This is a genomic window from Saccharopolyspora griseoalba (genome assembly GCF_042665275.1).
Taxonomy (GTDB): Bacteria; Actinomycetota; Actinomycetes; order Mycobacteriales; family Pseudonocardiaceae; genus Saccharopolyspora; species Saccharopolyspora griseoalba.
The window spans coordinates 865875-886773 of the sequence record NZ_JBHTCJ010000001.1 but is presented as its reverse complement, the minus strand read 5'-3'; the positions used below and the strand labels follow the sequence as shown (position 1 = coordinate 886773).

20 protein-coding genes and 1 pseudogene are annotated in these 20899 nt (G+C 71.5%); 13 read left to right on the top strand and 8 right to left on the bottom strand.

The window, feature by feature from the left end; genetic code table 11:
- The 8 genes and pseudogenes from ACFQRI_RS04150 to ACFQRI_RS04115 all read left to right on the top strand — a co-directional run.
- Window positions 1-151, top strand: a pseudogene (locus ACFQRI_RS04150) (transaldolase); the annotation flags it as partial.
- Window positions 152-161: 10 nt separating this feature from the next.
- Window positions 162-416, top strand: coding sequence for a hypothetical protein (locus tag ACFQRI_RS04145; protein ID WP_380664540.1), 255 nt, complete (start codon window positions 162-164; stop codon window positions 414-416).
- 45 nt (window positions 417-461) lie between these two features.
- Window positions 462-1316: an AraC family transcriptional regulator gene (locus ACFQRI_RS04140; RefSeq protein WP_380664539.1), complete on the top strand. Its 855-nt coding sequence runs from the start codon at window positions 462-464 to the stop codon at window positions 1314-1316.
- On the top strand, window positions 1313-1726 hold the full coding sequence (locus ACFQRI_RS04135) for a VOC family protein (protein WP_380664537.1): 414 nt from the start codon (window positions 1313-1315) through the stop codon (window positions 1724-1726). The genes ACFQRI_RS04140 and ACFQRI_RS04135 overlap by 4 nt, the downstream gene beginning before the upstream one ends.
- 106 nt (window positions 1727-1832) lie before the next feature.
- Window positions 1833-2486 carry a GntR family transcriptional regulator gene (locus ACFQRI_RS04130; RefSeq protein ID WP_380664535.1) on the top strand — a complete coding sequence of 218 codons (654 nt, stop codon included), beginning with the start codon at window positions 1833-1835 and terminating at the stop codon, window positions 2484-2486.
- Between the two features lie 226 nt (window positions 2487-2712).
- Window positions 2713-3537 (top strand): transketolase, encoded by an 825-nt coding sequence (locus ACFQRI_RS04125; protein ID WP_380664533.1) that lies wholly within the window; start codon window positions 2713-2715, stop codon window positions 3535-3537.
- Window positions 3534-4520, top strand: a complete 987-nt coding sequence (locus ACFQRI_RS04120) for a transketolase family protein (protein WP_380664531.1) — start codon at window positions 3534-3536, stop codon at window positions 4518-4520. The genes ACFQRI_RS04125 and ACFQRI_RS04120 overlap by 4 nt, the downstream gene beginning before the upstream one ends.
- Window positions 4521-4533: 13 nt before the next feature.
- Entirely contained in the window at window positions 4534-5292 is a 759-nt protein-coding gene (locus ACFQRI_RS04115; protein ID WP_380664529.1) for an SDR family NAD(P)-dependent oxidoreductase, read from the top strand.
- Between the two features lie 75 nt (window positions 5293-5367).
- Here the strand turns inward: ACFQRI_RS04115 and ACFQRI_RS04110 are convergent, their stop codons facing one another.
- The 3 genes from ACFQRI_RS04110 to ACFQRI_RS04100 form a co-directional block, all read right to left on the bottom strand.
- Window positions 5368-6939, bottom strand: coding sequence for an NHL repeat-containing protein (locus ACFQRI_RS04110; protein ID WP_380664527.1), 1572 nt, complete (start codon window positions 6937-6939; stop codon window positions 5368-5370).
- Window positions 6933-8141 carry a cytochrome P450 gene (locus ACFQRI_RS04105; RefSeq protein ID WP_380664525.1) on the bottom strand — a complete coding sequence of 403 codons (1209 nt, stop codon included), beginning with the start codon at window positions 8139-8141 and terminating at the stop codon, window positions 6933-6935. The genes ACFQRI_RS04110 and ACFQRI_RS04105 overlap by 7 nt, the downstream gene beginning before the upstream one ends.
- Before the next feature lie 304 nt (window positions 8142-8445).
- Entirely contained in the window at window positions 8446-10011 is a 1566-nt protein-coding gene (locus ACFQRI_RS04100; RefSeq protein ID WP_380664522.1) for a BCCT family transporter, read from the bottom strand.
- A gap of 421 nt (window positions 10012-10432) precedes the next feature.
- On the opposite strand from ACFQRI_RS04100, the gene ACFQRI_RS04095 reads away from it, so the two are divergent.
- From ACFQRI_RS04095 to ACFQRI_RS04085, 3 genes are all read left to right on the top strand, one after another.
- Entirely contained in the window at window positions 10433-11425 is a 993-nt protein-coding gene (locus ACFQRI_RS04095; RefSeq protein WP_380664520.1) for an iron-siderophore ABC transporter substrate-binding protein, read from the top strand.
- Window positions 11426-11563: 138 nt separating this feature from the next.
- Window positions 11564-12562 carry a zinc-dependent alcohol dehydrogenase gene (locus ACFQRI_RS04090; RefSeq protein ID WP_380664518.1) on the top strand — a complete coding sequence of 333 codons (999 nt, stop codon included), beginning with the start codon at window positions 11564-11566 and terminating at the stop codon, window positions 12560-12562.
- 15 nt (window positions 12563-12577) lie between these two features.
- Window positions 12578-13426 carry an SMP-30/gluconolactonase/LRE family protein gene (locus ACFQRI_RS04085; RefSeq protein WP_380664515.1) on the top strand — a complete coding sequence of 283 codons (849 nt, stop codon included), beginning with the start codon at window positions 12578-12580 and terminating at the stop codon, window positions 13424-13426.
- Window positions 13427-13560: 134 nt separating this feature from the next.
- Here the strand turns inward: ACFQRI_RS04085 and ACFQRI_RS04080 are convergent, their stop codons facing one another.
- The 3 genes from ACFQRI_RS04080 to ACFQRI_RS04070 are packed head-to-tail and all read right to left on the bottom strand — an operon-like array spanning window position 13561 to window position 16302.
- Entirely contained in the window at window positions 13561-14586 is a 1026-nt protein-coding gene (locus tag ACFQRI_RS04080; RefSeq protein ID WP_380664512.1) for an NAD(P)-dependent alcohol dehydrogenase, read from the bottom strand.
- On the bottom strand, window positions 14583-15302 hold the full coding sequence (locus ACFQRI_RS04075) for a metal-sulfur cluster assembly factor (protein ID WP_380664510.1): 720 nt from the start codon (window positions 15300-15302) through the stop codon (window positions 14583-14585). The genes ACFQRI_RS04080 and ACFQRI_RS04075 overlap by 4 nt, the downstream gene beginning before the upstream one ends.
- A gap of 1 nt (window position 15303) precedes the next feature.
- Window positions 15304-16302, bottom strand: a complete 999-nt coding sequence (locus tag ACFQRI_RS04070) for an amidohydrolase family protein (protein ID WP_380664507.1) — start codon at window positions 16300-16302, stop codon at window positions 15304-15306.
- 178 nt (window positions 16303-16480) lie between these two features.
- Between ACFQRI_RS04070 and ACFQRI_RS04065 the strand changes: the two genes are divergently transcribed.
- Window positions 16481-17938 (top strand): AAA-type ATPase lid domain-containing protein, encoded by a 1458-nt coding sequence (locus ACFQRI_RS04065; RefSeq protein ID WP_380664505.1) that lies wholly within the window; start codon window positions 16481-16483, stop codon window positions 17936-17938.
- Between the two features lie 99 nt (window positions 17939-18037).
- Here the strand turns inward: ACFQRI_RS04065 and ACFQRI_RS04060 are convergent, their stop codons facing one another.
- Window positions 18038-18817 (bottom strand): NPP1 family protein, encoded by a 780-nt coding sequence (locus ACFQRI_RS04060; RefSeq protein WP_380664503.1) that lies wholly within the window; start codon window positions 18815-18817, stop codon window positions 18038-18040.
- Between the two features lie 156 nt (window positions 18818-18973).
- A complete protein-coding gene (locus ACFQRI_RS04055; protein WP_380664501.1) occupies window positions 18974-19408 on the bottom strand; it encodes an NUDIX domain-containing protein in 435 nt (144 codons plus the stop codon).
- Between the two features lie 394 nt (window positions 19409-19802).
- Here ACFQRI_RS04055 and ACFQRI_RS04050 point away from each other — a divergent pair, with 394 nt between their 5' ends.
- Window positions 19803-20879, top strand: coding sequence for a tartrate dehydrogenase (locus ACFQRI_RS04050; protein ID WP_380664499.1), 1077 nt, complete (start codon window positions 19803-19805; stop codon window positions 20877-20879).
- The last annotated feature ends 20 nt before the right edge of the window (window positions 20880-20899 follow it).

Below are 20899 nucleotides of genomic sequence, written 5' to 3'. Positions count from 1 at the left end.
GGCCCAGCAGGTCTTCGACCAGCTCCGCGAGGCCGGTATCGACCTCGACGACGTTTTCGCCGTGCTGGAGGCCGACGGAGTCCAGAAGTTCGAGAAGTCCTGGACCGAACTCCTCGACACCGTCGCCGCCCGGCTGGGCAGGACAGGATAGGGGAGGGGCCATGTCGGATCCGCTGGACGCGTCCACGCCCACGCCAAACGAGACCGAGCCCGACGAGCCGGAGGACCCGGCCAACCTGCAGTCCGCGGAGGACCTGGACGAGGACGAGCTCGGCACCGATCCGCTCGAACGCGGTGTGGAGCCGCCGGAGGGCTGGTCGCAGACCGCGCGAGAGCGGCCCACGCCCCGCGAGCAGCGGGAAGGCGGCAGCCTCGACGAACGGCTGGCCGAGGAGCGTCCCGACGACGAGGGCTGACCTCGCGCCGCTGTCGTCGTCGGGATTCGCGCGCACAATGGCGGCGTGGCTGAGCAGTGGCGGTTCGTCGAGCCCCGGAACCTGGTGCCCGAGGCGGTGGTCTCCGCGGTCGGGTACCGCTCGGAGCTGCCCGAACCCGTCGCGCACCTCGGCCTGCCCTCGCCCGCGGTGACCTTCGTGCTCACCTTCGACGAGCCGGTCGTCTCGGGCTTCTGCGAGCGCGGGACGGATGCCCGGTCGGCCTCGATCGTGCTGGGCGGCCTGCACACCCGCCCGGCGCACCTGCTCCAGCCGAGGGTGCAGACCGGCATCCAGCTCGCGGTGCGCCCGCTGGCGGTGCGAGCGTTGCTGGGCGCGCCCGCCGCCGAGCTGCGGGAGCAGGCGTTCGACGCCCGCGAGGTGCTGGGCCCGCGGATCGAGCTGCTGCGCGAACGGCTCGCCGAGCTGCCCACCTGGTCCCAGCGGTTCACCGCGCTCGCCGAGCACTTGCGCAGCCGCACGGCCGAGCAGCCGGCATCACCGCGGCCGGAGGTGGCCGAGGCGTGGCGGTGGATCGCCTGGCACCGCGGCAACGGTTCGATGAGCGAGCTGGCTCGGCACGTGCACCTGGGGGAGCGCCAGCTCAACGCGCTGTTCAAGGCTGAGGTCGGGCTCGCGCCCAAGGCGCTGTCCCGGCTGATGCGCTTCGAGCACGCCCGTCGCCGCATCGCGCTCGCGGTGCGCGGCGGAGCGCGGCCCGACTTGTCCTCGGTCGCCCACGCCTGCGGCTACTTCGACCACTCGCACCTGGTGCGCGACTTCCGGCAGTACGCGGGCACCACCCCGACCACCTGGATCGAGCGAGAGCTCCGAAACGTCCAAGCCGCGGGTGCGTGGGCCAACGCAGACTTGGCGGTATGAACGCACCGAACAGCAGGCCCGCGCCGACCGTGTGGCCCACCATGCAGGCGAAGAACGCGCACGAGCTGATCGATTTCCTGGTCGACGAGGTGGGGTTCGTCAAGACCGCCGCCTACGCCGACGGCGACGACGTCGCCCACGCCCAGTTGGACTGGCCCGAAGGGGGAGGGGTGATGCTCGGCTCCCACAAGCCCGGGCGCGCCTGGTCGAGGGAACCCGGGACCGCGGGGATGTACGTCGTGACCGCCGATCCGGACGCGCTCTACGAGCGCTTGCGGGCCCGCGGCGTGGAGATGGTGCTCGACATCCAGGACCAGGACTACGGCAACCGCGAGTTCGCGATCCGCGATCCCGAGGGCAATCTCTGGTCCTTCGGCTACTACCCGGGCGAGCCGCGCCCGACCAGCTGATCTCGCTCGCGCCGGCGGACCGGAACCCTCCGGCCCGCCGACGCGAGCGACGACCGGGGGAGCGGCTTCTGCGGTTGACTGTCGACAGGTAGCTATCATCGGGTCCATGACAGCCGAGCCACTGCCCAGTCTGGAACGTTCCACGCTGCGCGAACAGGCGCTGGCGGCGCTGCGCTCGGCGATCCTGTCCGGGCGCTACGGGCCGGGCGACCACCTCGGCGAGGTCGAGATCGCCTCCTACTTGTCGATCAGCCGCGGCACGGTGCGCGAGGCGCTGCGCCACCTGCAGCAGGAAGGCCTGGTCGCTCCCGGCGTGCGCGGCAAGCTGATGGTGCGCAGCCTCTCGCCGGACGAGGTCCGCGAGCTCTACCGGGTGCGCGGCGCGCTGGAGGGGCTCGCGGTCGGTGAGATCGTGTCCTCCGGCCGGGCGCAGCAGGCCGTGGCCGGGCTGGAGGAGGCGTTGGGCGCCCTCGAACGGGCCGAGAGCCTGGAGGAGCGCATCGAGGCGGACCTCGGCTTCCACGCGCGCCTGTGCGAGCTCTCCGGCAACTCGATGCTGCTGCAGTCCTGGAAGCACCTGGAAGGCCCCACCCGCGTCGTCGTGGTCAGCGCGACGGCCGGCGAGCGGGCCTTGAGCACCTCCGCCGAGCACCACCGCCCGATCGTGCAGGCCATCGGGCGCGGGGACGCGGCGGCCGCGCGCGCCGTGCTCGACGAGCACATGAGCGAAGCCGCCGAGCGGTTGACCACGACCGCCTGATCGGTCCGCCCGCGCGCTCTTGACAGCCCTCGTGATGGGACGCAAACTGCCCCACAACTGTTGACTGTTAACAGTCGACAGCCTGGAGGGGGTGCAGTGGTTCGTTCCAGTCCGCGGAGGCGGGTCCGCGCGGCGGGCGCCTCGCAGGGCCCGCCGCCGAGAGCGCGAGCCGGGGCGAAGGACCGCGCCGTGCCGCGCGGCACGGACGTGAAGGAGGAAATCGCAGTTGTCTGAACGAATCCGCCGGCTCGAGGAGTCGGCACACCGGATCCGGCGGTACGCCCTGGACATGGGGGAGGTGCAGGGCCAGGGCTACATCGGGCAGGCGCTCGGCGTGGCCGACGTCCTCGCCGTGGCCTACCGGGACCAGCTGAACCTGCGCGCCGACGATCCGGAGTGGCCCGAGCGCGACCGGTTCCTGCTCTCGATCGGGCACTACGCCATCGCGCTCTACGCGGCGCTGGCGGAGGCCGGGGTCGTCGAGGTCTCCGAGCTGGAGACCTACGGATCCGACGAGTCCCGGCTGCCGATGTCGGGCATGGCCTCCTACACGCCGGGCATGGAGATCTCCGGCGGTTCGCTGGGGCACGGCCTCGGCGTGGCGGCGGGGATGGCGCTCGGGCTGCGGCACCAGGGCAATCCCGCCCGGGTCTACAACCTGCTCTCCGACGGGGAGATCGACGAGGGCGCCACGTGGGAGGCCGCGATGGCCTGCAGCCACCACGGGCTGGACAACGTCACCGCGATCGTCGACGTCAACGGGCTGCAGGCGGACGGACCCACCACCGGTGTGCTGCGCACCGAACCGCTGGTCGACAAGTGGAAGGCGTTCGGCTGGCACGCGATCCGCGTGGACGGCAACGACATCGGCGCCCTGGTGGACGGGTTCGACGAGCTGCGCGAACACCGCGGCAGCCCCGGCGTGCTGATCTGCGACACGCGCGTGGGTCGAGGCGTGCCGTTCCTGGAGGAGCGGGAGAAGGCGCACTTCATGCCGGTGGCCGAACACGAATGGGCGCAAGCCCGCGAAGCTCTGGAGGTGCGCGCGTGACCGCGACGAAGAAGCGCCTGACCACTTCGGCGATGATCGCCTCGTTCGCCGACGAGGGGCAGCGCACGACCCGCGCGCCGTTCGGCCGGGCGCTGGCCGAGCTGGCCGAGCAGCGGCCCGAGATCGTCGGGCTGTCGGCGGACCTGGCCAAGTACACCGACATCCACGTCTTCCGGGACGCCCACCCGGACCGGTTCTTCCAGCTGGGCATGGCCGAGCAGGCCCTGCTGGGCGCCGCGGCGGGCATGGCCGAGGTCGGGCTGGTCCCGTTCGCCTCGACCTACTCGGTGTTCGCCACCCGCCGCGCCTACGACTTCCTGTGCCTGGACATCGCCGAACCCGGGCTCAACGTCAACGTCGTCGGCGGGCTGCCCGGCCTGACCACCGGTTACGGCCCGAGCCACCAGGCGACCGAGGACATCGCGATCCTGCGCGGGATGCCGGGTCTGACCATCGTGGACCCGTGCGACTCGGTGGACATCGAGCAGGCGGTTCCCGAGCTGGCCGCCGCACCCGGTCCGACCTACCTGCGGTTGCTGCGCGGCGCGGTGCCCACCGTGCTCGACGAGTACGACTACCGCTTCGAGCTCGGCAAGGCCGCCGAGCTGCGCACCGGCCGGGACGTGCTGCTGATCTCCACCGGCCTGATGACCATGCGCGCGCTGCAGGCCGCCGAGCAGCTGGCCGGCGACGGCCTGGACGTCGCGGTGCTGCACGTTCCGACCATCAAGCCGCTGGACACCGAGCGGATCCTGCGCGAGGTCGCGGGCGATCGCCTGGTGGTGACCCTGGAGAACCACACGGTGGTAGGCGGTCTCGCCGAGTCGGTCGCCTCGGCGTTGGCCTTCAGCGGCACCGCCAAGCGCGTCGTGCCCATCGGCCTGCCCGACGAATTCCTGGCCGCGGGCGCCCTGCCGACGCTGCACGACCGCTACGGGCTGTCGGTCGATTCGATCAAGGCGCGCGTGCGCGCGGAGCTGTGAGGAGCGGAGAAGCATGACCACCACTCGTACCGCGGTGATCACCGGAGCGGGTTCGCAGCGCGGCATCGGCCGGGGAACCGCCCACCGGTTGGCCGCTTCCGGCTGGGAGATCGCCGTCTTCGACGTCGACGAGAGCAGCGCCAAGGACGCCGCCAGGGACATCTCCGAGCGAAACGGCGTGCGCGCCATCGGCGTTCAGTGCGACGTCACGGACCGCGAAGGCGTGCACGCGGCGGTGTCCACCGCGGAGGCCGAGCTCTCGCCGATCGGGGCGCTGGTGAACAACGCCGGCATCACCTCGCCGACCCGGTTCCTCGACGTCGACGACGCCGAGTGGGACCGGATCTTCGAGGTCAACGTGCGCGGCAGCTACCTGGTGACCAAGCGGATCGCGCCGGGCATGGCCGAGCGCGGGTTCGGCCGCATCGTCAACCTCTCGTCGGTCTCGGCCGAACGGGGCGGCGGCGTGTTCGGCGGCGTCGCCTACTCGGCCGCCAAGGCCGCGCTGCTGGGCTTCGCCCGCGCGCTCGCCCGCGAGCTCGGTCCGAACGGCGTGACGGTGAACTCGGTGGCGCCGGGCCTGATCGACACCGACATCACCGCGGGCAAGCTGCCCGCCGAGCGCAAGGCGGCGATGGTGGCGGACATCCCGGCCGGTCGCGCGGGCGACGTGGCCGACGTCGCCTCGCTGATCGAGTTCCTCTGCCGCCCGGACAGCGGATACGTCACCGGCGCCACCTACGACGTCAACGGCGGTTCGCACATCCACTGAGGACCCTCGCGGGTGGGCGCCTCGCCGAGCGGGGCGCCCACCCGGCCGCGAGCGGTTCGCGGCCGGTGGCGCCTCTCAGGTCTCCGCGCGCGGCGCGAGCCGCAGGACGGTCCCCTCCCCGTCGGCGGACAGCAGCAGCTCCCCGTCCGGGGTTCCGGCGATCCCGGCGAACGCGCGAGGGCGCGCGGGCGGGAACGCCTGCGGCGCAGGGGTGTCCCGTTCCAGCTCGATCGGCCCGCCCACGGCCAGGTGCTCGGCTTCGACCCCGGTCGCACCGGTGGACGGCGCGATCGAGAGCAACCGCCGCGCGCCCACCTCGACGACGAAGACCTCCTCGCCGAGCAGGGCCACGCCCTGGGGCCGGTCGAGGCCGTCGGCGATGGTCTCGACGGAGCCCGCGTCGATCGCGACGACGGCGCCCAGGTACTCGTCGGTGACGTAGCACCTTCCCCCGGCGTCGACGGCGACCCCGACGGGTCGGGGGAGCTCGGCCAGCGTCGACACCGCGTCATCGGCGCCGATGCGCACCACGCGCCCGGCCCCGGACTCGGCGACCACCAGATCCCCGCCGAACTCCGCGATGCCCAGGGGTGCGACCAACCCCGTCGCGCGCACCCGCGCGGTGCCCGAAGCCGGATCGAAGCTGCGCACCTCGCCGGTCGCGGCGGTCAGGTGCAGCAGCCCGCCGCCGGCCGCCACGCCGTGGCAGGCGCCCCGGGTGCGCTGCTGCAGCACACCCCCGGTGGACAGCTCCCCGGAGGCCAGCCGGAAGTGGTCGGCGGCGTGGACCTCTCCGGACCCGTCCGCGACCACGCCGTGCGGACCGCTGAGCCCGCACGGCACCACGGTGCGCGTGCTCGCTCGTTCCACCAGCGCGATCCCGCCGCAGGCGTAGCTGGACACCAGCATGCGGTTGTCCGGGTCGAAGGCGGCGTTGTCCATGCCCGGGATCCCGGTGCGCCGCACCTCGCGCGCGCCGGTGTCGGGATCGAGCCAGGTCAGGATGCCCTCCTCGCCCCGGGAGAGGACCACGAGCCGACCCGCGCGGTCGAAGCGCGCGGCCACCGGTTCGTGCAAGTCGGTGGCCACCAGTTCCGGGGCACCGCCGTCGATGCCCACCCGCCACAGCTCGCCGGTGACCATGTGCGGGTAGTACAGCAGCCCGTCCGGGCCCTGCTGCATCGCGTTCCCCAAAGCGAGGCCCTCGGCAAGCACGACCGGGTCGCGGCCGGGGACGAGTTCGAGAACCCGCCCCTGCGGGCACATCTCGTTGACGAACAACCGGTCGCCGACGCAGGTGATCCCGTTGGGCGCGCGGAGCTGGTCCGAGATCAGGGAGAACTGCCCGTCGGGGGAGCGCCGCCACACCCGGCCGGGGGTGATGTCGGCGACGTACATCGAACCGTCGGCGCCGAAGGCCAGGTCGTCGGGCGCCCGCACCGGCCCCGCCGCCGGCACCACCACCTCGACCCGGCCGGTCGCGGTTTCCACTGCGCTGATCCGTCCGGCCAGGAACTGGGCGACGTGCAGGCGTCCGTCCGGACCGAACGCGATTCCGTTGGACCCGCGCAGCGGGCTCGCCTCGTTGAGCCGCCGGACGTTCCACTTCGCGCTCGTCGGCGCGCCGAACCGAGAGGACCTCACCACGTGACCGGCAACTCCTCGAGTCCGTGGATCGCCTTGGTGCGGGCGAAGACCACCTCCTCGAAGGGCACCGCGATCCGCAGGTCCGGGAACCGGCGCAGCAGCGCGGGGAACGCGATGCGCATCTCCGCGCGCGCCAGCGGGGCGCCCAGGCAGTGGTGGATGCCGTGGCCGAATCCCACGTGCGGCGACTGGGCGCGGGTGACGTCGAGGCGCTCGGGATCCTCGACCAGCCCCGGGTCGCGGTTGGCCGCGGGCAGGTCCACCACCACCAGGTCGCCGCGGCGCATCGCGACACCGCCGAACTCCACGTCGCGCGCGACCATCCGGGGCGAACCGCCGCCGACCACGCTCAGCCAGCGCATCAGCTCCTCGACCGCTGCGGGCACCTGCTCGGGCTCGTCGCGCACGATCGCCAGCTGGTCGGGATGGCGCAGCAGGGCGAGCGCGCCGAGGCCGAGCATGTTCGAAGTCGTCTCGTGCCCGGCCACCAGCAGCAGGTTGGCGATGCCGATGATCTCCGCGTCGGTGAGCTCGGATCCGTGCTCGCGGACGAGCACGCCGATGAGGTCCTCGCCCGGCCGCCTCCGCGCCTGCTCGACCAGCCCGGTCATGTAGGCGAGCATCTCGCGACCGAGGGCGACATTCTCCTGCTCGCCGACGGTGGTGTCCAGCTGGCGGCGGGTGCGCTCCTGGAACTCGCCCTGGTCGGCGGTGGGCACGCCCAGCAGCTCGCAGATCACCAGCGAGGGGATCGGCAGCGCGTACTGGGCGACGAGGTCGGCGGGCGGGCCCTGGCGCTGCATGGCGCCGAGGTGGTCCTCGACGATCTCGGCCACGCGCGGCTCCAGCCGCCGGACTCGCCGCGCGGTGAACTCGCGGGTGAGCATCCGGCGCAGCCGGTTGTGCTCCGGCGGGTCCATCGACAGCAGGTTGCCGCTGCGCTCGCCGGAGAGCTGCCTGGGGTCGCGGGTCGCGCCGCCCGCGAGGTCCTCGGTGCTCCAGCCGTTGCGGAAGGTCTCGGCGTCCCCGAGCATCCGGCGCACGTCCTCGTGCCGGGTCAGCAGCCACGCGGGCGGGCCGAACGGAGTGGGGACCCGGACGATTCCCTCGCCCCGGCGCACCGCGGTGAGGTCCGGCGCCGGGGCGAACCCGCTGCGCTCCCGGTCGATCGCGGTGGTGGGCACCTCGCTGCTCGGCGTCACGGCGCGTTCCCCCAAATAAGTCAGTCGAATGACTTAAACATACCCGGTGAGCGTGCTCCGCGCCACCGCGGGAGTGACGCGCCCGATCGACGAATCCGACATTTTCCGCGCGCCGCGGTGTTGCCTTCCAGGTGGAGCCTCCATAGGCTCGATCGCGCCGATCCGTCGTCGGCGCGCAAGGCCCCGGCCGATCGACACAGGCGGCCGGGGCCTTGCGCTGTTCGCGCCCGCGCCGGCGGGCGCGAACAGCGAAGCGGGCCCCGGATCTCGGATCCGGGGCCCGCTCCGCTCGATCACCTCGGGATCAGGACTCCTCGGAGTCCTCCGAGCGGTGCTTGGCCTCCTTGGAGGCCGTCGTCCGCGCAGCGGCCTGGCGCAGCTTGGTCTGCGGGCCCGGGCCCACGTCGACGGTGACGCGCTCGGAGACCAGCGCCTTGGTGAAGCTGAAGCAGACCACCAGCAGCACCACGCAGAACGGCAGGCCGGTCACGATCGCCGCCGTCTGCAGCGCCGACAGCGCGTCCTCACCGCTGGCCGCGCCGGCGCCGAGCAGCACCGCCGCGATGACGCCTTCCAGCACGGCCCAGAAGAGCCGCTGCTGCCACCTCGGGTGCGGGTCGCCGCCGTTGGTCAGGATGTCGACCACCAGCGAGCCGGAGTCCGAGGACGTGGCGAAGAACAGCACCACGACCACGATCGCCAGCACCGACGCCAGGATGGTGGCGATGCCGTGCACCGGGAGCTGGTTGAACAGCGAGAACATCGCCGTTTCCGAGCTGGCCTCGGCCAGCGGGTTGTTCGGGTTCTTGCGCAGCAGGTCCAGCGCGGAGTTGCCGAAGATCGACAGCCACACCATCGAGGCGCCGACCGGGGCGAACAGCGCGCCCATGATGAACTGCCGGATCGTGCGGCCGTAGGAGATCCGCGCGATGAACATCCCGACGAACGGGGACCAGGAGATCCACCAGCCCCAGTAGAACAGCGTCCAGCCGGCCTGCCACTCGCGGGCCTCCGGGTCGTTCGGGTAGGTCTCGAAGCTGGTCTGCGGCAGCTGCTGGATGTAGTGGCCGACGTTGCTGGCCAGCGAGTTCAACAGGTCCACGGAGGGCCCGAAGAAGAACACGAACAGCATCAGGACGAAGGCCAGCCACAGGTTGATCAGCGACAGGTTCCGGATGCCCTTGTCGATGCCCAGCATCACCGAGACCACCGCGATGGCGGTGATGCCCAGGATGAGCAGCATCTGCAGCACCGTGCTGTTGGGCACGCCGAACAGCGTCTCCAGCCCGGCACCGACCTGCTGGCCGCCGAGGCCCAGCGAGGTGGCCAGGCCGAACAGGGTGCCGAACACCGCCAGAACGTCGACCACGTGGCCGACCCAGCCGTAGATGCGGTCACCGATCAGCGGGTACAGCGCGGAGGCCGGACGCATCGGCAGGCCCTTGCGGAAGGCGAAGTAGCCCAGCGCCAGCCCCAGCACGATGTAGATGGCCCACGGGTGCAGGCCCCAGTGGTAGAATGTCAGGTTCATCGCTTGCTCGGCGGCCTCAGGCGTGCTGCCCTGGCCCGTCGGCGGCTCCAGGTAGTGGGTCACCGGCTCGCTGACCGCGAAGTAGACCAGGCCGATGCCCATGCCGGCGGTGAACAGCATCGCGAACCACGCCTGGTTGGAGTACTCCGGCTTGGAGTCGTCCGGGCCGAGGCGAATCGTGCCCCACCTCGTGAACAGCAGCACCACGACGAACAGCAGGAAGAAGCTGGCGCTGATGATGTAGAACCAGCCGAAGTTCGTCGTGATGAAACTGTTCACGCCGGAGGCGACCGTCGACATCGTCCCCGGGGAGACGACTCCCCAGAGCACGAAGGCCACAGCAACGATCCCGGAGAAGATGAATACCGGCGGGTTCGTATGCTCTCTCAGATAGTTCTTGATCACGTGATCACCTAACTCGACGGTTTGCACCAGCGGCCCGTCGTCGCGCCGCGTCCAATTTGGAAGCGGTCGAAAAGACTAGTCCTGGTTGGTTCCTCTCGGGCCTTGATTAGGCGAATCCGATATACGTTCGATACCTGACCTCCGTGGGGGAGGGCACATCGCGCGCTTTCGGAGCCCGTTCTTCCGAGGTGTGATCAGCCCTCCGTGTTGGATTGATCCTCCCAGGTAAACGGGGAGTTCGCTCGTTTGCGCTCCGTGTTCCGGCGGTGCGGCCGGGTAACGCGGGGCGGTCTTGTCGCTCTCGGGGGCGTTGGTTAGGTTAGGCGCACTTTACTGACGCTTTTGGGGTGTGGAAATGCGCTGGTTGCGGACGTCGAGCGTCCTCCTGACGGTCCTGTTGGGATTCGCCCTGGCCGGTTGCGGTGCGTCGCAACCCGAGCCGGTTCCCGCGGGGTCCTCGCCCGACGGGGCGTTCCCGGTCACCGTCAACACCGCGTTCGGTGACGTGACCATTCCCGAGCGGCCGGAGCGCGTCGTGGCGCTGGGCTGGGGAGACGCCGAAACCGCCCTGGCGCTCGGCGTTCAGCCGGTCGGCGCGGCCGACTGGTTGCCGGTCGGCGGCGACGGCGTGCCGTCCTGGCTGCCGAAGGACAAGCGCTACACCACGCCTCCGGTGATGCTGGGCACCATGGAGGTCAACGTGGAGAAGGTCGCGGCGCTCAAGCCCGACCTGATCCTGGACACCCGCGCCAGCGGCGAGAAGGACCGCTACGACCTGCTCTCCCGCCTGGGCGTGCCGGTGGTGAGCATCCCGGAGGGCGCCGAGTCCTACACCACGACCTGGGACCAGCAGCTCGACCTGATCGGCAAGGCGCTGGGCAAGACCGCCGAGGCGCAGGCGCTGCACCAGCAGGTCGAGGACAAGTTCGCCCGGGCCAAGGCCGCGCACCCCGAGTTCGCGGGCAAGGCGGTGGCCGTCGGCGCGAAGATGACCAACGCCTACGGGGCCTACGTCGAGGGCGACCAGCGAGTCGAGTTCATGCGTCGGTTGGGCTTCACCAACTCCCCGGAGATCCAGCGGCTGGCCGGCGAGAAGTTCTTCGTCAACGTCTCCCCGGAGCGCATGGACCTCTTCGACGCCGACCTGGCGATGATGTTCCCGATCGGAGTCGACGCCCAGGACATCCGGGACGACCGCATGTTCCGGTCGGTGCCCGCCGTGCGCGAGGGGCGCTCGGTGGTGCTGAGCGAGGACCTCTCGCAGGCCTTCTCGGCGGGCACCGCGCACGGCATGATGCACGCCGTCGACGCGGTCTCCCCGAAGATCGCCGAAGCGCTGGCCCGCTGAGCCGACCACCGCGCCGCCCCCGTCCGCGGAACCCGCGGTGTCGGGGGCGGTTCGCGTTCGGCGATGGGTGAAATCCCTCGACAACTCGTGTTCGCGATGAGCACCCTCGATCGAGTGTTCCCGGAGGAGAGGTTTGCGATGTCGCGCGAGATCCGAGTCGACCAACCCGGCCGGCTGCGGGTGGTGCCCGCTCAACCGGCCGAGCCCGGCCACGGCGAGGTGCTGATCGACGTCGCCTGGTCGGGCATCTGCGGTTCGGACCTGGAGCTGCACGCGGGGACCCGTCCCGAGGCGTTCGTGCGCTACCCGGTCGTGCCGGGGCACGAGTGGTCCGGCACGGTGCGGTCCGTCGGTCCCGGCGTGGACCGCGCGCTGACCGGGCGCAAGGTCGTGGGCGAGGGGTTCCGCTACTGCGGCCGCTGCCGGCCCTGCCTGGACGGGGACACCACGCTGTGCACCTCGGACTACGACGAGACCGGCTTCACCCAGCCCGGAGCTTGGTCCGATCACCTGCTGCTGCCCGCCCGGCTGCTGCACGTGCTCCACGACGCCGCCGACCTGCGAGCCGCGGCGCTGCTGGAGCCGGCCTCCTGCATGGCCGCGGCCGCGCTCAAGGCCGCCGCGTGCCCCGGCGAGAGCGCCGCGGTGGTCGGCGGCGGGACCTTGGGCATGCTCGCGGTGCAGTTGCTCGCCGCCGCCGGGGCCCAGGTCACGGTCGTGGACCCGCGCGAGGAACGCGCCGACCTGGCGAAGCGGTGCGGCGCCGCGGGCTTCACCGCCCCCGAGCTCGCTGCGGGCAGCTTCGACGTGGTCGTCGAGGCGGCGGGCGCCTCGGGCACCGGACGCCTGGCGGTCGACCTCACCCGCCGGGGCGGCCGCACGGTGCTCACCGGCCTGGCGCACGACGACGCCGATCCGCTTCCGCCCGCGGACCTGGTGGCCGCGGCGGTCACGGTGCACACCGTGTTCGGCGCCTCCTCGAAGGCCTGGTCGCACGCGGTCCGCGCGTTCTCCGCGGGACTGCTCGACCCGGAACCGTTGATCACGCACGAGCTGCCGTTGGAGGATGCCGAGAGGGCGCTGGGGATCCTCGCCGATCCCCGGACCCCTACCGGAAAGGTGCTGCTGCACCCCTGAAGCGCGGAGGTTCGCATGTTGGAGCAGGTCACCGGCCCGATCGCGCACCACGGGGAAGGCCCGGTGTGGTTCGACGGGTGGCCGGGTCTGCGCTGGGTGGACATGCTCGCCGGGGACGTGCTGACCCTCGACGCCGGCAGCGGCGAGGTCCGCCGCGACCACGTGGGCGCGGTCGCGGCGGTGGTGCGGCCGCGCAGCTCCGGAGGAGCGGTGCTCGCGCTGGAGCGCGGTTTCGCCTTCGCCGACGACGCGCTGGGCGAGATCGAGCTGCTGCCGGAGCTCTTCGCCGACTCGGGCCTGCGGCTCAACGAGGGCTCGGTGGCCCCCGACGGCAGCTTCTACTGCGGGTCGATGGCCTACGACGAGTCCCCGGGAGCCGGTTCGCTCTACCGGATGGACGCCACCGGCCGCGTCGAGCGGGTGCTGGGCGAGATCACCATCTCGAACGGCCTGAACTGGACCTCCGACGGGGCTCGCGCCTACTACGCCGACACGCCAACCCAGCGCGTGGACGTGTTCGACTACACCGGCGAGCAGCTGCGCGAGCGCCGTCCCTTCGCGAGCGTGGAGCCGGCCGATGGCGCCCCGGACGGACTGTGCGTGGACGCCGAGGGCGGGGTGTGGGTGGCGCTGTGGGGCGGGGGAGCGGTTCGCCGCTACGGCCCGGACGGCGAGCTGACCGCGGTCGTCGAGGTGCCCGCCCCGCGGGTCACCGCCTGCACCTTCGGCGGCCCCGATCTCGACGAGCTCTACATCACCACTTCGCAGGTCGAAACCGATCTGGCCGAACACCCGCTGGCGGGCTCGGTGTTCCGCGCGATTCCCGGCGTTCGCGGACTGCCGGTCCGCGCCTTCGACGGTTGAATCGTTCGAGAATTCTCGCCGAGCGGCGGCGGCCCATTTCACCCGTTCGAGGAGAACGGGGGCGTTCTGCAACAGGAGGGTTCCGCGGGAATTCGACGGCTCGGCGACGACGAATTCCCGCGGAATCCGCGTCCTCAGGGAGTCAGGATCGCGCGGCCGCGGATTCTGCCCGCCTCCAGGTCGTCGATGGCGTCCTGGAACCGCTCCAGCGGGTACTCCGTCGTGTGCAGCCGCACCTGGCCGCGGGCGGCGAGCGCCATCAGCTCGCACAGGTCGTTGTAGGTGCCGACCAGGTTGCCGATGAAGTTGATCTCGGTCGAGATGACGTCGATCGTCGGCACGTCGATGTTCTCCCCGTAGCCGACCACGTGGTAGTCGCCCGCCCGGCGGAGCATCGCCACCCCGTCGCGTGTCGCGCCGCCCTCGCCGACGAAGTCGATGACGGTCTCCGCCCCGTGACCACCGGTGAGCTCCAGGACCTGCTCGACGTGCGTGCCGTCGGCCACCACGCCGTGATCTGCGCCGATCTCGCGGGCCAACCGCACCGCGTCCGGGTTGCGGTCGACCACGATCAGCTCGGCGGCGGTGATCGCCTTGAGCACCTGGATCCCGATGTGCCCGAGCCCTCCCGCGCCGATGACCGCGCACCGGTAGCCCGGTCGCAGCGCGCGCGAGGCCTTGGCCGCCGCGTGGTACGCCGTCAGGCCCGCGTCGGCCAGCGCCGCCACCCCGGCCGGTTCCAGCGAGTCGTCGATGCGGACCACGCTGCGCGCCGAGGTCTTGAGGTAATCGGCGTAACCGCCTGCGGTGTCGATCCCCGGGAACCGGGAGCGCTCGCAGTGCACGTCGTCGCCGAACCGGCAGGCCCGGCACAGCCCGCAGGTCATCAGCGGGTGCAGGATCACCTTGTCGCCCTCGGCGACGTTGCTGACCGCGCTGCCCACCGCGCTCACCCAGCCCGCGTTCTCGTGCCCGATCGTGTAGGGCAGGGTCACGCCGGACTTCTCGGCCCACTGCCCTTCGAGGATGTGCACGTCGGTGCGGCACACCCCGGCCCCGCCGATCTTGACCACCACGTCGAACGGGTCCGCGGGCTCCGGTGCGGGAACCTCGGTCAGCTGCATCTTCTGGTGGTAGCCGACCACCTGCACTGCTCTCATGACGCGTGCTCCTGTTCGCGCTCGTCGACGTTCGGTTCGGGGTAGCGGGTGCGCAGCAGCCCGCGGCAGAAGTGGGAGTTGCCCTCGATGGAGATCCGGACGGCCCGGGCCATCCGCAGCCGCATCGGCACCTCGTCGGGACCGCACGGCCTGCCGCTCGGATCGACCAGCACCGGTTCCGCCGGCGCGGTGCTCAAGCCGATCGCCGCCCGCCTGCGCAGCAGCGCCCGGGTCGGCGCGGCGTCGGGCAGGTCGGCGACGGTGATCCGGTGCAGCTGCTCCTCCGGCAGGTCCGGATCGGCCCGGAGCAGCCGGGTCAGGGCCCGCTCCATCGCCGCGGCGTGCGCCTTGCGGCGGAAGGTCTCGCGCAGCTCCTCCAGGTCCTCGTCGGCCTCCTCGCCGAAGGTGCCGCGGTAGCCCGCGTCGGCGGCCAGCCCGCGGTTGATCAGCTCGGAGTCGTGGTGGTCGTCGAGCTCCACCCGCACCTCGCCGACCTGCGGAAGCTCCCGAAGCACGTCCTTGGCGTCCGAGGCCATCAGGAAGGCGAAGTTCGGCGCGCAGAACGACGTGGGGAGGCGCAGGTGCACCTCCACCGAACCAGCCGGTCCGACCCGAAGCGAGCGCACGAAACCCAGGTCGGTGATGGGCTCGTCCAGCTCGGGGTCCACCACCTCGCCCAGCGCCTCCCACGCGGCGCGCTCCAGCTCCGCGGTCATCTCAGACACCCGCCTTCTCGGCCAGGCCGAGTCCCTCGGGGACCTCGATGCCGTACATCCGCGCCGCGTTGAGCCCGAGGATCTTCTTCTTCTGGTCCACCGTCAGCGGCCCGTACTCGGTCATGTCCTCCGGGATCTGGAAGTCCGCGAACCGCTCGACCAGCCACTTCGGGGTCCAGATCGCGTAGTCGCTGGAGAACTGGATCCGGTCCTCGTCGAGCCAGTACAGCAGTTCCCCGATGATCTGCGCGAAGTAGCGCGGCCGGGAGTGGATGAACGGCATCGCCACCGCCAGGCCCGCGTGCACGTTGGGCTCCTGGGTGGCGATCCAGCAGAAGTCCTCCAGCCGCGGCAGCCCGCAGTGCTCCACCACGAAGTTCAGCTCGGTGAAGTCGGTGGCCACCTTGTCGATGTCGGCCACGTCGAAGGCGTCGCGGTCCAGCGGCCGGATCGTCGGGCCCTTGTGGATGTGGATGTTGCGGATGCCCAGCTCCTGGCAGGCCTCCAGGTAGCGGTAGGACCACGGGTCGTCGAGCTTGTAACCGCGCGAGTCGCCCTGCCACTCGGCCGTGTAGAGCTTCACCCCCTTGAGCCCGAAGCGCTCCGCGTCCCGGCGCAGCTGGTCGAGCCCGGCCTGCTCGAAGCGGGGATCCCAGCAGTGGTTGTAGGTGAGCTTGTCCGGATGGGCCTGCGCCAGCGCGAAGGCTTCCTCGGTCTGCCCGAACCCGTTGCGGTAGAACGCGCTCAGCAGGGCGGGCTGGAAGATCGCGTGGTCGACGTAGCCCTCGGTGAACAGATCGCGCATCAGCCGCTCGCCGCCCTGGTAGAGGTACTCCTCGTAGGTCCAGACCTCGGATTCCGGGCTGAGGTTGCGGTGGTAGTCGTAGAAGCAGTCGATGAACTGCTTGCCGTGGATGTTGCGCCGGTTCTGGGGACGGGCGTCCCACAGCGCGACGTGGGCATCGACGATGAAGTAGCTCTCGCCGTCCTTGCGGTACATGCGGTCCTCCGCTCGCGTGACAACCTTGGCACGTCGGAGCGGAACGCTAGAGGCCGGGAGCGGGGGCGGGGAGGTCTCCGGTGTCTCACTTTGAGACAGCGAAGGTGCTGGTCGGCGTTGCGCAGGTGCTTACCCTGGAGCGCAGTCGGCGCAACGACGCGTCACCGGGAGGCTCGACATGGACATCGACCACCGCGTTGCCGGCCGGGCCGGTGAACCGGCCCAAGCCGCTCCCAGGCTGCGCGCCTCCTGGCGGCGCAGCGCGCGGTACGGGCTCGCCGCCGACGAGCTGCGCCCGGTGTTCACCGGCTCGGTGGACACCGGATCGCTGCTCTACGAGTGCGGCGACGAGGTGCTGAGGGGCCTGCGGACGACGCTGGCCAACGAGCCGGTGAGCATGATGATCACCGACGCCGATGGCCTGGTGCTCAGCAGGATCTCGGAGGACAGCTCGATCAACCGCTCGCTGGATCGGGTGCACCTGGCCCCCGGCTTCTACTTCGCCGAGCGCAACGCGGGGACCAACGGGCTCGGACTGGCGCTGGCCGACCGCGCGCCCTCGCTGGTGCGGGCCACCGAGCACTACTGCACCGGACTGCGCGGCTACACCTGCGCCGCGGCCCCGGTGCTCGACCCGTTCAGCGGCGGGGTCGCGGGCAGCGTCAACCTCACCACCTGGTCGGATTCGGCCTCCGAGCTGCTGCTGGCGCTGGCGCAGGCGGCCGCGGGCAGCACGACGTCCCTGATGCTCGCCCGCGGGGGAGGGCGCAGCCCGCAGCCGATGCCCCGCGGCGAGGTCTTCCGCGTCTACGCCGACCGGAAGCACGCACCGGCCGCTTCGCTGCTCACGCCGGGATGGCGCAACGCCTTCGCCGAAGCCCGCGCGGCGTTCCGGCGCGGCCTGGCGGTCGCGGTGGTCGGCGAGCCGGGCACCGGCAAGACCGCGCTGGTATCGCTGGTCCGCCGGGAACTGCGCCGGGAACGGGTGCTCAACGCCCGCGCCCCCGGCCCCGACGACGTCGCCGACTGGCTGGACCTGTGGTCCCCGGAACTGGGCAAGGACGACACCTGCGTGATCGTCTCCGGCGCCGATCGGCTGCCCGCGTGGGCGACCACCGAGCTGGCGGGCCTGTTCGCCGGGGTTCGCGGCGGGCCGGGTCTGCAGCCCTACGCGATCACCGCCGAGTCCGACGCGGCGATCCCCGAGGAGCTCCAACCGCTGATCGACAACGTGGTGGAGGTTCCACCGCTGCGCTACCGCCCGGACGACATCGTTCCGCTGGCGAGGCACTTCGCCCAGCAGGACCGGGGTCGCGAGATCGGCTTCAGCTCGGCGGCCGCTCGCGCGCTGACCTCCTACGACTGGCCGGGCAACGTGCGGCAGCTGCGCCAGGTGGTGCGCGAGGCCGCGGGCCGAGCCGACCACGTCGACCTGCATCACCTGCCCCCGGAGGTGTTCGCGGGGCCGGGGCGCCCGCTGGGCAGGCTGCAGGTGGTCGAGCGCGACGAGATCATCCGGTGCCTGACCGAACCGGGCACCACGACCGGGGAAGCCGCCCGCAAGCTCGGGGTCGGTCGCGCGACGATCTACCGCAAGATGGCGCAGTACCGGATCAACATCCCCGGGCGGAGCTAGGGACGCGAGGACACCCGGGCAGCGGCTACCGCAGGGTTCCGAGCGTGACCGGCGGGGCGGGAACCGGGCTCGCTCGGAGTCCGGTTCCCGGCCCGGCGGTCAGGCGTTCGGGTCGAACGGGATGCCCTCCGGCTTGCCGCTCTCCAGGTTGTCGCTGAAGGCGCCGTCCTCGATGGACAGGCTGGCGCTGCCGAAGTCCGCCGAGGTCAGCGCGTCGCGCAACCCCTGGTCCGGCCAGTTGTCCCAGCTGATCAGCGGTGGGTACTGGTAGGTGCCGTGATCGTTCTCGGCCTGCTCGTCGGCGCCGGCCAGCCGGAAGGCGTGGGTGCCCACCCCGTCCTTGTGGTAGATGATCTTCGGGTGAGTTCCCTCCCACTGCACCTGATCGCTCGGGTAGGTCGAGTAGTCCCCGTGCGCGGACGTGGAGACGTACTTGGCCTGGTCGCCCTCGACCCACACGATCACGTGCTCGATGTCGTGGCGGTGCCCGCCGAGACCGCTTCCGGCGACGGCCTGGTCCTTCTCGAAGTACAGGTCGTAGATGTAGGCGCACCAGCCGTTGTTGCACTTCGAGCGCGAGTAGGCGTTGGTGTTGTCCAGGTCCGACTTGTCGTGGCACTCGCCGTTGACCGCACCACCGAGGTCCAGGCCGGGAGCGAGGGTGCCGTCCGCGCCGATGGCCGGTGTGGGGTAGCAGCCGTCGCCGTCGTAGTCGAACGCGGGCTGCCACTCGGCGTCCTCGGCCGCGGCGCTTGCTTCGATCGCGGTCGGCGGCTCGGCGAAGGCCACCGGGGGCAGCGCGAACATCAGCGCCCCGGCTCCGGCCAGGGCGAGGGTCAGACTCCGGGCCCGGCGCGGTGCGGGGTCCAGTGTGGGCATGGCGGCGTTCCTTCCGGCTCGGGGACGAGATCGAACTGCATCGATTCCAGCTCCGTGCCAGGAAAAATCGAGTTGAGCCGAACCGGTACCCCTGAATGCCGCGAATGATCGATCCGGAATTTCCCGGATTCCCGGGGAAGCCGGTGAGCCCGGTGCTCAGCGCGAGCTGCCGCGCGAGGTGATCAGCCGGCGGTCGTGCGGTTCGAGCTTGTCGGTGCCCGAGGTCACCCACGCGTAGGCGTCGTGCTCGCTGAGGTGGATCTCCGCGCCGGCGACCGCGACGCTCCAGGTGTGCTGACGCGCGCGCAGACCGTCCCGCGTGGTGTAGTCGTGCGCGCCCAGGTAGGTCAGCACCTCGGTGATCTCCAGCCCGGTCTCCTCGTGCACCTCGCGCCGCAGCGCCTGCAGCAGATCGGCGTCGCCGGCCTCGACCTTCCCGCCCGGCAGCTCCCACACGCCGCCCCGGGCGCCGCCCGGCGGGCGCCGCAGCAGCAGGACCCGGGCACCGCGAGTCACGACCGCGCGCACCACCTGCTGCCGCACGCCCTCGGCCAGGTCGCGCGCCACCAGTTCGGCGAGCTCGGACTCCACCGCCCAAGTCTCGCCTCCACCGCCGACAGCCGCCGCGCGGTGGTGCCCCTCAGGACCGCGAAAGCCCGCGGCGAGAACGACCAAGGCCCAGGTCACGGAGCCGACCGCGCGGCGGCGAGCGGGCCCGCGAGAACGCCGGGACCTGGAACTCCGCGGAGCGTCCTGGAACGCCCCGAACGACGAGGGCGGGCAGTCGGTCCAGGCCAGCCCGGTCGGGGCCGACGTGCCCGAGGTGGTCATGGGTCGGTTCACCGCGCGACGAGCGGGGCACGATCTGGGACGCGCACCCGAGGAAGTCCGCGGAGGCCGGGCGGGTTCGCGCGCCCGGCGTTGACGCGCGTCGTTCCGCGTCGTTGACTCGGGGTGCTGGTGCCGCGAGCAGGGGAGTGGATCGATGTCGGACGCTGTGGTGCACAGGATCGCCGCGATTCCCGCCGACGGGGTCGGCGTCGAGGTCGTGGCGGCCGGCCGGGCCGTGCTGGACGCGCTGGCGGCCGACTCCGGGGGCCGGTTCTCGTTCGACTGGGCGGAGTTCCCGTGGGGCTGCGGCTACTACGACAAGACCGGTCTGATGATGGACGAGGACGGGCTGGAGGCCCTGCGCGATTTCGACGCCATCTACTTCGGCGCGGTCGGCTGGCCCAGCGTCCCCGACCACGTCAGCCTGTGGGGCCTTCGGCTGCGGATCTGCCAGAACTTCGACCAGTGGGCCAACGTCCGGCCGGTTCGCTTCCACCCCGGGGTGACCTCACCGCTGCGGAAGGCCGACGACGCCCCGCTGGACTGGATCGTCGTGCGGGAGAACAGCGAGGGCGAGTACGCCGGGCTCGGCGGGCGCAACCTGTCCGGCAGGGGGCCGGGCAACGAGGTCGCGCTGCAGACGTCGTTGTTCACCGAGACGGGCTGCGAGCGCATCATGCGCTTCGCCTTCGACCTCGCGCGCACCCGCCAGGTCAGCAAGGTGTCCTCGGTGACCAAGAGCAACGCGCAGCAGCACGGGATGGTGCTCTGGGACGAGGTCTTCGAGCGCGTGGCCGCCGACTACCCGGACGTGGCGACCGAAAGCGTGCTCGTCGACGCCATGTCGGCGAAGTTCGTGCTGCAGCCCGAGGACCTCTCGGTGGTCGTGGCCTCCAACCTGCACGCCGACATCCTCTCCGATCTCGGGTCGGCGCTGGCGGGCAGCCTCGGGCTGGCGGCCAGCGCCAACCTCAACCCGGATCGCCGGTTCCCCTCGATGTTCGAACCGGTCCACGGTTCGGCCCCGGACATCGCGGGCGAGGGCCTGGCCAACCCGATCGGGGCCATCGGCAGCGCTGCGCTGATGCTCGACCACCTCGGGCACCCGGCCGAGGCCGACCGGGTGCGCAGAGCCATCGACGCGACCACCGGCGCGGGCGTGCTGACCCCGGACGTGAGCGGCCGAGCGCGGACCGACGAGGTCGTGGCCTCGATCATCGACAACCTCTGAGCAGCCCCTGCCGGGAAGTC